Annotated in this window: 12 protein-coding genes; 4 read left to right on the forward strand and 8 right to left on the reverse strand. The window is 64.1% G+C overall.

Translation table 11 applies throughout. The annotated features are described in order from the left end of the window. Positions 1 to 110 precede the first annotated feature (110 nt). The 8 genes from ABFX19_RS06665 to ABFX19_RS06700 all read right to left on the reverse strand — a co-directional run bounded on the left by ABFX19_RS06665 (position 111) and on the right by ABFX19_RS06700 (position 7,908). A complete protein-coding gene (locus ABFX19_RS06665; protein WP_346027849.1) occupies positions 111 to 959 on the reverse strand; it encodes a DUF8083 family protein in 849 nt (282 codons plus the stop codon). A gap of 3 nt (positions 960 to 962) precedes the next feature. Next, the gene (locus tag ABFX19_RS06670) at positions 963 to 1,763 is read right to left on the reverse strand and encodes an exodeoxyribonuclease III (RefSeq protein WP_056545896.1); all 801 of its coding nucleotides are present in this window, start codon (positions 1,761 to 1,763) and stop codon (positions 963 to 965) included. Between the two features lie 18 nt (positions 1,764 to 1,781). Then, positions 1,782 to 2,603, reverse strand: a complete 822-nt coding sequence (gene nadE / locus ABFX19_RS06675; RefSeq protein ID WP_277359046.1) for an ammonia-dependent NAD(+) synthetase — start codon at positions 2,601 to 2,603, stop codon at positions 1,782 to 1,784. 84 nt (positions 2,604 to 2,687) lie between these two features. Further along, positions 2,688 to 3,686: a sugar phosphate isomerase/epimerase family protein gene (locus tag ABFX19_RS06680; RefSeq protein ID WP_346027850.1), complete on the reverse strand. Its 999-nt coding sequence runs from the start codon at positions 3,684 to 3,686 to the stop codon at positions 2,688 to 2,690. Between the two features lie 24 nt (positions 3,687 to 3,710). Next, positions 3,711 to 4,814 carry a Gfo/Idh/MocA family protein gene (locus ABFX19_RS06685; protein ID WP_346027851.1) on the reverse strand — a complete coding sequence of 368 codons (1,104 nt, stop codon included), beginning with the start codon at positions 4,812 to 4,814 and terminating at the stop codon, positions 3,711 to 3,713. Continuing rightward, the gene (locus ABFX19_RS06690; RefSeq protein ID WP_346027852.1) at positions 4,811 to 5,566 is read right to left on the reverse strand and encodes a sugar phosphate isomerase/epimerase family protein; all 756 of its coding nucleotides are present in this window, start codon (positions 5,564 to 5,566) and stop codon (positions 4,811 to 4,813) included. The genes ABFX19_RS06685 and ABFX19_RS06690 overlap by 4 nt, the downstream gene beginning before the upstream one ends. Positions 5,567 to 5,604: 38 nt before the next feature. Further along, on the reverse strand, positions 5,605 to 6,777 hold the full coding sequence (locus ABFX19_RS06695) for a Gfo/Idh/MocA family protein (protein ID WP_346027853.1): 1,173 nt from the start codon (positions 6,775 to 6,777) through the stop codon (positions 5,605 to 5,607). An 87-nt stretch (positions 6,778 to 6,864) separates the two neighbouring features. Beyond that, on the reverse strand, positions 6,865 to 7,908 hold the full coding sequence (locus ABFX19_RS06700; RefSeq protein ID WP_277359041.1) for a substrate-binding domain-containing protein: 1,044 nt from the start codon (positions 7,906 to 7,908) through the stop codon (positions 6,865 to 6,867). 155 nt (positions 7,909 to 8,063) lie between these two features. Between ABFX19_RS06700 and ABFX19_RS06705 the strand changes: the two genes are divergently transcribed. The 4 genes from ABFX19_RS06705 (at position 8,064) to ABFX19_RS06720 (ending at position 13,214) form a co-directional block, all read left to right on the forward strand. Then, positions 8,064 to 9,584: a sugar ABC transporter ATP-binding protein gene (locus tag ABFX19_RS06705; protein WP_346027854.1), complete on the forward strand. Its 1,521-nt coding sequence runs from the start codon at positions 8,064 to 8,066 to the stop codon at positions 9,582 to 9,584. Next, positions 9,581 to 10,651: an ABC transporter permease gene (locus ABFX19_RS06710; protein WP_404800736.1), complete on the forward strand. Its 1,071-nt coding sequence runs from the start codon at positions 9,581 to 9,583 to the stop codon at positions 10,649 to 10,651. The genes ABFX19_RS06705 and ABFX19_RS06710 overlap by 4 nt, the downstream gene beginning before the upstream one ends. A 71-nt stretch (positions 10,652 to 10,722) precedes the next feature. Then, complete coding sequence (locus tag ABFX19_RS06715; RefSeq protein WP_277359039.1) at positions 10,723 to 11,802, forward strand: polyprenyl synthetase family protein; 1,080 nt, start codon at positions 10,723 to 10,725, stop codon at positions 11,800 to 11,802. A 143-nt stretch (positions 11,803 to 11,945) separates the two neighbouring features. Next, complete coding sequence (locus tag ABFX19_RS06720; protein ID WP_346027855.1) at positions 11,946 to 13,214, forward strand: ROK family transcriptional regulator; 1,269 nt, start codon at positions 11,946 to 11,948, stop codon at positions 13,212 to 13,214. Positions 13,215 to 13,296 lie beyond the last annotated feature (82 nt).

Here is a 13,296-nt window from a genome sequence, read left to right on the forward strand (position 1 = left end):
CAGCGCCACGGTGGTGAGGTAGGTACCGAAATCCGAGACCGTCGAAGCAACCCAGAACTGGACAAAGGCGGGATTCCGGCGGAGCTGCATGCGTTGCCGAGTCCGCCGGCTCAGGACGCGCGTGCGAGCTGGCGAATGGGAACCCACCGTGACGCGAGGCGGCGGTAAGCCGCGGCCGCGCCGGTCATATCCGCTTCGGCGAGGCACTCGATTCCCATCCGGACATCCATGGGGGACTCGTCCGGAAATACCAGGTCCGCAACCGGTCCGTAGTCGAGTTCGACGACGGCGTCGCGGCGGAAAGACTGCAGCCACTCCGTGATTTCGGTGAGCTCTTCCAGCAGATCAAGCTCCGGAGCAGCGATGGCGAGCCCGGCTACGGCACGGCGCGCACGATCGATGCAGTCGCTGATGGTGGCGGAGACTCGGACGGTGTGGACTTCGCCGTCGTCGTCCACCACCTCGGTGAGGTCGTCTTCGTGGATGAGGACAAACCAGGCGAAGGGGATGCCCCACGTCGCAGAGCGGGTATGCAGCTTGGCGGTGGATTCGGTCAGCGTTTCGGGATCGAGCCGCGCCTGGTGCGCCTCCCTCGCGATCTCCGGGAGGAGCACATCCATCAGCGGACCGCGGATGGTCTGCTCGAGGGACTCAGCGGACAGGTAGGTGCGTACCGCCAGCTGATTGGGGCAGTAGTAGGGCGCGGTGGTGCCGTTGCTGCGCGGGAAATGCAGCACGCGCACAAGATCCTGCGCATGGTGCGGAAACGGGTCCGATACTGCGCGCGTTATGCGCCGCACCGCATCGATGCGTTCCAGCTGCTCGGTGACCCTGCGGCCGCGGGTCCGCTGTTCCAGGATGGCGAGCTGCTGGGCGTCACTGAAGGCATCAAGCGGCTCATACACCCGTAGGTAGGAAACGTAGGGGAAACTGCTGCCGGCGCCGGGCACGTCTGCCATGGATCAGGTCAGCTCTACGATGACCGGCGCGTGGTCAGAGGCGCCCTTGCCTTTGCGTTCCTCCCGGTCGATCGACGCGCCGCTGACCCGCTCTGCGAGGGCGGGGGAGGCCAGGATGAAGTCAATACGCATGCCCATGCGCTTGGGGAAGCTCAGCTGCTTGTAGTCCCAGTAGGTGTAGACACCGGGGCCCGGGGTGTGGGGGCGGACAACATCGGTGAAGCCCGAGTTCTCGAACGCGTGGAAGGCTGCGCGCTCCGGCGGGCTCACATGCGTGTAGCCGTTGTTGACGAAGAGGTCGATATCCCAGACGTCCTCATCCTGCGGCGCGATGTTCCAGTCCCCCGTGAGCGCCACCTGGGCGGAGGGGTCTGCCTCCAGCAGTCCGACGGCGTGCTTGCGCAGCAGCTCAAGCCATTCGACCTTGTACGCCATGTGCGGGTCCCCGAGCGCCCGCCCGTTCGGTACGTACAGGCTCCACACGCGCACGCCGCCGCAGGTGGCGCCGATGGCGCGGGCCTCCTGCACGGGGTCGGTGTCCTTCCCGAACACCGGCTGCCCGGGGAAGGTGCGCTCAACATCGGTCAGCCCCACACGTGATGCAATGGCGACGCCGTTCCACTGGTTCAAGCCGAAGTGCGCAACCTCGTAGCCGCTCTTCTCGAACATGTCCCAGGGGAAGTTGTCGTCCTTGCACTTGGTTTCCTGGATGGCAAGGACGTCCGCATCGGAGCGGTCAAGCCAGGCTTCCACGCGGTCGGCACGGGCTCGGAGGGAATTGACGTTCCAGGTCGCTATTTTCACAGTTGCTACGTTACCTAATCAGCGCCACCACGAGTCGTCGGGGGAAACCGGGACGGTGCGCTTGTGCCGGGTCATCAGGTAGCGGCGCTCAATCAGCTGCGCGGCTTCCTCGGGAACGTCCCGACCCTCGAGGTAGTCATCGATCTGCTCATAGGTGAGACCGAGCTCGTGCTCGTCGCTCTGCCCCGGGTTCTCATCCAGCAGATCCGCGGTGGGGATCTTGTTGTAGAGGCGCTCCTGCGCGCCAAGTTCCTTCAAAACCTGCCGGTTCTGCCGTTTGTTCAGGCCGAACAGGGGAAGGATGTCTGCCCCGCCGTCACCGTACTTGGTGAAGAAGCCGGTGACTGATTCCGCGCCGTGATCGGTGCCGATGACCAGCAGGTTGTCATCACCGGCCAGGGCGTACTGCGCCACCATTCGTACGCGCGCCTTGACGTTGCCCTTGTTGAAATCGGACATCTCGTTGCCTGCAGCGCTGGTGAACTCAGCCTGGAAACCGTCCACGGCGGGAGCGACGTTGTAGACAACGGACCGGTCCGGTTCGATGAACGCCAGGGCCGCCTGGGCATCGTCTTCGTCATGCTGCACGTTGTACGGCAGGCGAGCCGCGACGAACGTTGCCTCCACGCCGTCGGACCTCAACTCATCAGCCGCCAGCTGCGCGAGCTTTCCGGCAAGGGTGGAGTCCAGGCCGCCGCTGATGCCGAGCACGAAGCCCTTGGTGCCGGTGGCCCGGACGTAGTCCTTGAGAAAGTCCACGCGCCGGCGGATCTCCTCCGCAGGGTCGATGGTGGGGCGTACGCCCATTTCCTCGATAATCTTCGCCTGGAGTTCACGCATGCGACCCAGCGTACTCAGTTTTTGTCGCCTACCTGCTGCCTAAAACGCGCGTAAACCGCAGGTAGGCGACAAAAACTCCAATGGCTACTGCTTGAAGGCGGCGTCGAAGGACAATGACGACGGCGCGAAGTCGAACTTCTTGAGGAAGGCCAGGGCCTCGGGGGCTCCGTCCAGGCGGTCCATGCCGGCGTCTTCCCATTCAACCGAGATCGGCCCGTCGTAGCCGATCGAGGTCAACGCGCGGAAGCTGTCTTCCCAGGGCACGTCTCCACGGCCCGTGGACACGAAGTCCCAGCCGCGGCGCGGATCTCCCCACGGCAGGTGGGAGGAGAGGATGCCGTTGCGGCCGCCGCCCATCCGCATCTTCGTGTCCTTGCAGTCCACGTGGTAGATCCGGTCAGCGAAGTCGGAGATGAAGGCTACCGGGTCGATCTGCTGCCACATGAAGTGGCTCGGATCCCAGTTGAGGCCGAAAGCGGGACGATTGCCGACGGCGTCAAGCGTGCGCTTGGTGGACCAGTAGTCGTAGGCGATTTCGGAGGGATGCACCTCGTGTGCAAACCGCACACCGCAGTCATCAAACACGTCCAGGATGGGGTTCCAACGGTCGGCGAAATCCTGGTAACCGGCATCGATGACGTCCTGGCTGACGGGCGGGAACATCGCGACATACTGCCAGATCGAGGACCCGGTGAACCCGACGACCGTCTTCACCCCGAGTTTCTGCGCAAGCTTGGCGGTGAGCTTCATTTCCTCCGCTGCACGCTGCCGGACGCCCTCCGGATCGCCGTCTCCCCAAACGCGCGGCCCGACGATGGCTTCGTGGCGGAAGTCGATCGGATTGTCGCAGACCGCCTGGCCCTTGAGGTGGTTGGAGATGGTCCAGACCTTCAGGTTGTTGCGCTCCAGAATGTCGAGACGGTCCTGGATGTAGTCATCATCGTCCCACCGCCACGCGTCCAGGTGGTCTCCGGAGACTGCGATTTCCAGGCCGTCGTAGCCCCACTGGCCCGCGAGTTCGGCGACCTTCTCAAACGGCAGGTCGGCCCACTGGCCGGTGAACAGTGTGAAGTTGCGTGCCATGATTTTTCTCCTTGTGTGAGTGGGTCAGGAAAGCGTGCGGCTGGTGGGATCCCAGTCCTCGGGCAGCGGCTCGGCAGCCACGGCTGAGCTGGCAACGTCAACGAACGTGCGGCTGTCCACAGACTCCGCGATCGAAGCCATGGTGTCCAGGACGTGGAAGGCAGTCTCCCCTTGTGCGCGGTGTGGAACGCCGGCGCGGATCGAGCGGGCCAGGTCGAGGACTCCGGTACCGCGCCCGTAGGTGGAACCGACGGCCGGGAAGGATTCCTCCTCTTCGGCGCCGTGGCGGTGGAGGCGGATGTTGCCGTCGAACCTGTTGGGGTCCGGAAGGACAATCGTCGCCTCGGTGCCGGTGATCTCCACGAACCCTTCGCGGCGCAGCGGTGAATCGAAACTGAAGTTGCTCGTGGAGGAGGCGCCGCCCTCGAACTGGACCAGCGCGCTGACGTGCGTGGGAACAGTGACAGCGAACTCTTCACCCGCGCGCGGTCCGGAACCGATCACCCGGGTTTCCCGCGAGCGTGAGCCGAGCGCAGCTACCGTCTCCACTGCGCCGAAGGCCTGAACCAGGGTTGTCAGGTAGTAGGGACCAAGGTCGAACAGCGGCCCGGCGCCCTCCTGAAACAGGAACGCGGGGTTGGGATGCCAGGCCTCGGGACCGGGCGACTGCATGAGGGTCAACGCAGTGAGCGGCACTCCGATGTCCCCGCGCCGGATCATGCGCAGGCCCGTCTGCAGGCCCGCGCCGAGAAAAGTGTCAGGGGCACAGCCAAGGCGGAGACCGGCGTCGGAGGCTGTCTTCAGGAGCAATTGGCCGGATTCGCGGTCGAGTGAGAACGGCTTTTCGCTCCACACATGCTTCCCGGCGGCCAGCGCGTCCAGCGCGACGGGCACATGCGCGGCGGGAGTGGTGAGGTTGACGATGATCTCGACGTCCGGATGCGCGAGCGCGTCCGCGACAGCCCCGGCTGCTGGAATCCCGAACTCCTCCGCGCGCGCCCGGGCTGCCTCCGGGAAGAGGTCAGCGACGATGTGGACCTGCACATCGGGGAACGCCGTGAGGTTGGTCAGGTACTCCTTGCTGATGACGCCCGCACCGATGATGCCGACGCCCACCGGGCCGCTCATGCTCCTGCCTGCCTGGAGTCCGCCTGCAGGTAGTGCAGGCTCGCCTCGAGCGCCTCGAACAGGTCACCGGCGCTGTCATCGAGCTCGACGACACCTACCTCTACCGATCCGGCAGCGGCCAGGACTGAGGGGACGTCCATCCGTCCGGCGCCCACCGCCACCTGCGAGGTGTTGTCCTTGTCCAGCGCGCCGTCCTTGAGGTGGATGAACCGCACGCGGTCGCCGAGCTTCACGAGCAGCCCAGCCGGGTCCTGCCCGCCCACTGCCACCCAGTAGGTGTCCACTTCAAGCACGACGGCGGGATCCAGGGCGCCGGCGAGGACCTCCAGCCCGGTGCGGCCGCCGAAATCGGTTTCCACCTCCCACCAGTGGTTGTGGTAGCCGACGGTGATGCCGTACTCCGCGCCGAGGGCCGCCACCTCGTTGAGGGCCTGTGCGGTCTGCTCGACGGCCTCCTCGGTGGTCCACCGCTCAGGGTGCACCATGGGCTCGATGACCGTGCCGATGCCCAGTGTCCGGGCTGCTTCGAAGATGAGGTCGCGGTCGCCGTCGAGCAGCGGTGCGTGGCCCGACGGAGCGGCTATGCCGTTGCGTTCCAGCGCAGCGGAGAGCGCCGCCGTGTTCGCTGCGAAGTTGTAAGGCTCGACCCGCGTGTAACCGATCGATGCAAGTCTGTCGATGGTGCCGTCCAGATCAGCCTCGAGGGCTTCGCGGACGGTGTAGAGCTGGACAGACAGGGGTGGAGTTGGCACGTGGGATCCTCTCGCTGGCGCCGTCGGGATAGCCGGTACTAGATAGTCTTAGTCCAGATGCTGTCAGCTTCCGCGCTGCGCTCCACACCGTTAAGGACCTTCTGCACCTGCAGTCCGTCCGCGAAGGACGGCTCCGGCTGGCGATTCGCTGTGATTGCTTCGACGAAATCCTTGGCCTGATGGGCAAATCCGTGTTCATAGCCCAGAATGTGCCCGGTGGGCCACCAGGCGGACATGTAGGGGTGGGAGGGCTCCGTCACCATAATGTTGGTGAAGCCCTGCCGGGTATCAGGCGCGGTTGCATCGTAGAAGCCGAGCGAGTTCATGTTCTCCAGATCGAAGGAAATCGCGCCGGTGGAGCCGGCCACCTCAACGCGCAACGCGTTCTTGCGCCCGGTGGACATGCGGGTCGCTTCGAATGAGCCCACCGCGCCGCCGTCGAACCGGCCGCTGAACAGGGCAAGATCGTCCACTGTGACGCTTCCCCGCTCGGCTGAGGCGGTGCCTGCGAGCCCGGAGGCTTCGGCCAGCAACGGACGCTCGTGCACAAAAGTGTTGAGGATCCCGCTCACACCTGTGATCTTCTGGCCGGTGATGAACTGCGAGAGATCTACCGCGTGCGCGCCGAGGTCACCGAGTGCGCCGGAGCCGGCGGATTCCTTCTGCAGCCGCCACGTCAGCGGGGCGTCGGCGTCAACCAGCCAATCCTGCAGGTACGCGGCACGTACCTGACGGACCTCGCCGATTGCACCGGAGTGAACCAGATCCCTCGCGAAGGCCGCTGCAGGAACGCGGCGATAGGTGAAACCAACCATCGCGAAGACGTTGTTGCCGGCGCGGTCAGCGGCGGCTGCCATCGCCTCAGCCTCTTCGAGGGTGTTGGCGAGCGGCTTCTCGCACAGAACGTGCTTTCCCGCCTCAAGCGCTGCAATGGCGATCTCCGCATGGGATCCGCCGGGAGTAACGATGTCGATGACGTCGATGTCGTCGCGGGCGATGGCCGCCCGCCAGTCAGTAGCCGTCTCTTCCCAGCCCCATTTACGAGCCGATTCCTCTACTCCACGGGCGTTGCGCCCCACGAGCAGGGTCATCTCCGGCCGGGCCGGCAGGTCGTGGAAGCGCGGTGCAACCCGCCACCCCTGCGAATGGGCAGCCCCCATAAATCCGTGTCCGATCAGGGCGATTCTCAGGGGTGGTGCGTCGTTGTGCATGTTTCCTCTTTATCCGGCGGCGGTTATAAGCAGTTGGATGGAGGCGGGGCGCCCTGCCAGCGATTGAGCGCCCCGCCCCCTAGTGTCCTACGATTCGAAGGCCGTCGGCAGGTACTGCTCAACGTTCTCACTGGTGACAACCGGAGCGTTCAGAACGATGCGCTTCGGAACCTCCACTTCCACCAGGTCGCTCATGGCCTTGCCCTGAGCGATCAGGCGGGCGAGCAGGATGCCGTCTGCTGCCTGAGTGGACGGGTAGATGACGGTAGCTTGGAGAACACTCTCGCCCGACTCGATTTCACGCATTGCGTTCGCGGATCCTGCGCCGCCGACCATGAAGAACTCATCGCGACCCGCGTTGTCGATGGCGGCCAGGACGCCGATGCCCTGATCGTCGTCGTGGTTCCAGATGGCGTCGATCTCAGGAGCTGCGGAGAGGAGCTGCGATGTTGCTGCCTCGCCGCCCTGGACGGTGAAGTCGGCTGCTACGCGGTTGTCCACGTCGAGGCCGCAGGACTCAAGTGCGTCCGCGAAGCCCTGGCTGCGGTCCTGTGTCAGCGGCAGCGAGTCGATGCCTGCGATCTCGGCGACCACTGCATCCTCATTGCCTTCGAGCTGCTCGCAGATGTAGGTGCCTGCGCTGACTCCCATTCCGTAGTTGTCGCCCAGAATGGTGGTGCGGGCGGCGAACGGGCTGGAGAATTCGCGGTCCACATTGATCACGGGGATGCCGGCTTCCATGGCTTGGGTGGCGACCGGGGTCAGAGCGGCGCCGTCGGTCGGCAGCAGCACGATGGCATCGACGCCGTCGTTGATGAACTGCTCAACCTGGCTGATCTGCAGGTTCGCGTCATTGGTTCCCTCGGCTACGCGCAGATCGATGTCCGGGTAGTTCTCCGCCGTCGCGATAGCGGCGGAGTTGATGGCGCCGAGCCAGCCGTGGTCGGCAGCGGGCCCGGAGAACCCGATGACTACGGTGTCGCCCTCGGCCTGGTTGCCCTCAACGGATGCATTGGTGGGCTGCGTGTTGGTGTTGCCCGCTTCGGCAGTACACCCGGTAACAAGGGCACCGACAGCCAGGAAAGCACCGGTGGTGACGAGCATCTTCCGGCCCGTACGAACTGCAAGCATGTGTATCTCCTCAATGAGTTGGATGCGTCTTCGCGAGCGGAACAGCTTGCCTCTGCAGGACCGCATCTTCGCGTGACTGCAATCACAATAACAGAAGATTGAGCGAAATCGACGACTTTATACCGATTGCCGACATAATGTGTTAGCTTCGTCTCATGTTCGAAGAAGATCAGCCACAGCCATTGCTCGAAGTTCGAGGAATCACCAAGCAATTTGCGGGTGTCCAGGCGCTCAAGGGCGTCGACCTGCAGGTGCTTCCGGGCGAAGTCCACTGCGTCATGGGCCAGAACGGAGCCGGCAAGTCCACCCTCATCAAAACGCTCTCGGGCGTGCACCAGCCCGACGGCGGCGAGATCCGCTGGGAGGGCGAGCAGATTTCAATTCCGAGCCCCACCGCAGCCCTGGATCTCGGCATCGCCACCATGTACCAGGAACTTGACGTCGTGGACGGACTCTCCGTGGCCGAGAACATCTTCCTCGGCCACGAGCGGAGCAGCGGCGGCGTGCTCCACGTGAAGAAGACCAACGCAATTGCCCGCAACCTGCTGAAGCGGCTTGGGCACGGCAGCCTGTCGCCGTCCACAGAGGTCGGCACGCTTTCGGCTGCCAACAAGCAGATCGTGAGCATGGCGCGCGCCCTGTCCCGGGACATCAAGCTGATCATCATGGATGAGCCCAGTGCAATCCTGGACTCCGGCGAGGTCGCCAACCTGTTCCGCGTCGTTCGGGAACTCACCGCGCAGGGCATCGCCGTCGTCTATATCTCCCACCGGCTCGAAGAGATCCGGCAGATTGGTGACCGCATCTCCGTCATCAAGGATGGCCGCAGCACCGCGAGCGGGCTCAGTGTCACGGACACCCCGAAGGCGGAACTCATTCGGCGAATGACCGGCCGAGACGTCGAGAACGTCTTCCCGGAGGGACAGCCGGTGGCGTCCGACGCACCCGTGGTCCTGGAAGTGGACAACCTGGAACTCGACGGCCACTTCGAGCAGGTCAGCTTCACCGTGCGCGCAGGGGAAATCGTTGGTTTCGCCGGGCTCGTCGGATCCAAACGGTCCGAGATTCTCGAGACAATTTACGGTGCGCGGAAGTCTTCCTCAGGGAAAGTGTCCGTGAACGGCAAGCTGCTCAAGCCCGGATCCGTTCCCGCCGCGGTCAACGCAGGAATCGGACTTTCGCCGGAGGAACGCAAAAGTCAGGGCCTGATCCTCGACGAGCCGATCTTCAAGAACGTGACGCTCTCAAGCTTCGAACTGTTCGCTCGCGCGGGCAGCCTGAATGAGCGTGCAGAGCGGGATGCAGCACGCGAGCAGATTACCGCCCTGGAGCTGCGTCCAGCCGATCCGGATCGCCCCGCCCGCACGCTTTCCGGCGGAAATCAGCAAAAGATCCTGCTCGCCCGCTGGCTGGTGCACGGAACTTCGGTCCTCCTGCTGGACGAACCGACCCGCGGCGTTGACGTCGGCGCGCGTGCTGAAATCTACGCGCTCATCCGCAGACTCGCGACAGCCGGAACGGCAATCATCGTCGTCTCCAGCGAAATCGAGGAGGTGCTCGGCCTCGCGGACAACGTGCTCGTTATCGATGACGGCAGAGTACTCACTCACACCAAAGCAAGCGATCTAGACGAGCACGGAGTGCTCGACCTCGTCATGAAGGGAAGTGCCGCGTGAGCGAGCAAAATACCAAGGTGGCTGAACCGCGTCCCGACGCGACGGCCGACCACAGCGAACCCAAGGCCAACCCCGTGCAGAACTTCCTCAGAGGTCCGGCGGGGCGGAACGTGGGACTGGTCATCGCGCTCGCACTGCTCTTCGTGGTGGGAGCGGTAACCAGCGGGGACCGGTTCCTGAACCCCGAAAACATGCTCACCATCCTGCGGTACGCGTCGATCATCGGCGTAGTCAGCGTCGGTGTCACCTTTGTCATCACCGCGGGCGGCATCGATCTCTCTGTGGGCTCGGTGCTCGGCCTGACCTCGGTGGTTGCGAGCCTCACCAGCGTGCAGTTGGCAGCGACCCAGTCATCCTGGATTCTCATGGTGATCGTGGCGCTGGCCGTCGGCGCCTTCGCCGGTCTGGTCAATGGACTGGTGGTCGCTTATGGCAATGTCGTCTCCTTCATTGCCACTCTTGCCATGCTGGTGGGCGCTCGCGGGCTTGCCGAACTCATCTCCGGCCGCAGCACTCAGATTGTGACCAACCGCGACTTCTCGCAGATCATGCGCAGTGATGTGCTGGGCATTCCGATCCTCGTCTGGATATTTGTCGTCGTGGCCGTGGCGGGCTGGTTCCTCCTGAACCGCACCACCTTCGGCCGCCGGACCATCGCCATTGGCGGAAATCTTGAGGCTGCCCGGCTTGCGGGTATCAAGGTGAAGCGCCACCAGGTCTACCTCTACGTCCTCGCGGGTCTCACCGCTGGCATTGGCGGCGTCATGATGCTCGGCCGCACCACAGCCGGCACGTCCACCCACGGTCTGCTCCTCGAACTCGAGGTAATTGCCGCTGTCGTTGTCGGTGGAACACTCCTTATCGGTGGGCGCGGAACCATCATGGGAACCGTCCTCGGCGTGCTGATCTTCAGCACCCTGGTGAACGTCTTCACCCAAAACAACCTGGATACCTCCATCCAGGCGCTGGTCCGCGGCCTGATTCTCGTCGTAGCGGTCCTGCTGCAGCAGCGCTTCGCAACCCGCGGCAAAACACGACGGGCAAAACCCAAGCCGGTGAAGGTCTAGCCGGAAAGCTGGTTGCAGCCCACCAGCCGGCTCCCGAGTTCCGGGAGCCGGCGAAACCGGAGGATGAGTCGGTGAACCTGAACGTGGACCATGCGCTGAAGGGCAATACGGACCTCGAGCTGATCGAAGATGTGCTCCAGCGATTCTTCATCGACGCCAAACTCCGGGCTGTATCGGTCAATGCGACCTACCTGGAACTTTGGGAAGCTCTCGAACGGGCAACCGCGGGCGGCAAACGCTCCCGCCCGCGGTTGGTGATGCTCGCCTACCGGCAGCTCGGGGGCACCGACTTCCCGAGCGCGGCGCAGCTCGCGGCTTCCTACGAGCTCCTGCACAGTGCGCTGCTCATTCACGATGACGTCATTGACCGTGATTTCGTTCGCCGCGGCAATCCCAACGTGTCCGGCCACTACCGGAACAGGGCCTTACGTGCCGGTGTGCCTCCAGTTCCCGCAGAACATGCGGGAGTATCGGCGGGCGTGCTTGCCGGCGACCTCGCCCTCTCGAGCGCCTTCCGGCTATTGAGAAGCATCGATGCCCCGGCTGCCGTGCGCCGGCGACTTGACGAGATTCTCGATGACGCAATTTTCTGCTCTGTAGGCGGCGAGGTTCTCGACATCGAGTTCAGCCGTACGGCGGACATGCCCTCCCTCGAGAACATCACCAAAACGGCTCATCAGAAGACATCGGTCTACTCGTTCGAGGCACCGCTGCAGGCCGGCGCCGTACTGGCCGGCGCGCCCGATCCAGTTGTCACCGCGCTGACTTCGTTCGGGCGGTACGCCGGCATCGCTTACCAGTTGGCCGATGATGTGCTGGGTGTGTTCGGCAAGGAAAGCCGTACCGGGAAAACCACCTGGGGAGACCTGAGGGAAGGCAAGCGGACGGCCCTGCTCGCCTACGCGGCCGCGAGGCCGGAATGGAGCAGCATAGCCGCGCTGATCGGATCGGCAGGCATGACTGCCGCCGATGCCGAGTACATCCGCTCGGTACTGGTGGCATGCGGAGCGAAGGAATACGCGATCAGTCTGGCCACCGAGAACGCCCACCTCGCCGTCATGCACCTCCAGTCCGACGACGTTCCGGCGGACCTGCGCAGCAGCCTCGAGGGCATGCTCTTCTCGGTCATCTCAGACGTGAACTCCAACTAACCTCATTCCTGCTGCTCCGCCACGGTTGCCCTCCGGAACTGCACCGCGAGAGACCTAGCCGTAAATACTTCGTGGTTCCCCGTTATCATGAAGGAACAAATCCGGCACCGAGGCGATCTGCCAGGAAGGCGCGTTCCTCCGAAATGACTTCGCCATCGCAGGATGAACGCATTCGCCGCACGGTCGCGGGTACCAACCTCGGTAATAACCGCGATTCAACCCGGCAGCACAATCTCTCAACGGTGCTGCGGCTCGTGCACTCCATGGCAGGCGTCTCCCGCGCACAGCTCACCCGGGCCACGGGGCTCAACCGCTCAACCATTGCCGCGCTCGTCGGCGAACTGGTCCAGCTGGGCCTCGTTGTGGAGAGCAACCTCGACCTGGCGCAGCAGCACGGCCGCCCCAGCATCATGATCGAGCCGAGCCGCGGGGCACTGGCGCTGTCGGTGAACCCGGATATCGACGTCGTCAGCGTGGCACTTGTTTCGCTCGGCGGCCACATCGTGAATCCGGTACGGTTCCATACGGTTCGTGCGCCGTCGGTGCCCGAAGTGGTGAATATCGTGAAAGCGGTCTACTCGGGAATGCGCACGTCGCTGCCCGCCGGACACAGGATCATGGGGGTTGGGCTGGCCATTCCAGGGTTGGTGGATCCCGTCGATGGAACGGTTATCGAAGCGCCGCACCTCGGCTGGCGTGATGAACCGCTCGCCGCACTTCTCAGCGATGCACTGAAGCTTCCGGTCATCGCCGCGAACGACGCCGTTGTGGGCGCCCGTGCGCAGGCGACCTTCGGCGCGGGCCGGGACGTGTCAGACCTCGTCTATCTCTATGGGGGAGCCAGCGGTATCGGCGGAGGTGTCATCAGCGGCGGCCGTCTCATCAGTGGGGCGACCGGGTTTGCAGGTCAGCTGGGACACACCCATGTGCGTTCGGGTGGTGCGGCGTGTACGTGCGGGTCTTCCGGCTGCCTGGAAGCCGAGGTCACCCGCGAAGAGCTGATCGCCGCCGTCGGTCTGCCTGCGGGTGAGACGGAGAATCTTGAAGAAGCAGTGATGGAGAAGCTGCAGCAGGAGGGGTCCCAGGAGTTGAGGGACATCATCGAGCGGCAGGTCCAGCTCCTGGCCGTAGGGCTCAAGAGCGTCGTCAATCTGCTGAATCCCTCCATGATCGTACTGGGAGGGTTCCTGCGGATCCTGGATCGCGCCGCCCCCGACGCCCTGAGCGAGGCGCTGCGCACTCCGGGTACGCGCGGTCCACGAGAGCGCGTGGCCATCGAACTGGCTCCCCTGGGCGAAGATCCCATTCTGGTCGGTGCCGCGGAGCTCGCGTTCGAACCCCTCATCCGGAATCCTGCCGGCTTCCTTCGATTTCACGACGACGACGCCGACGTGCCGCTTTCCTTCGCATAGCGGACAATCTTTCGGACCACGAAAAAGCGGATCCTGTTCCAGCCTTTGCTGGAACAGGATCCGCTTTTCTTATCAGGGCCAG

It is taken from the genome of Arthrobacter parietis (assembly GCF_039530425.1).
GTDB classification, from domain to species: domain Bacteria; phylum Actinomycetota; class Actinomycetes; order Actinomycetales; family Micrococcaceae; genus Arthrobacter_D; species Arthrobacter_D parietis.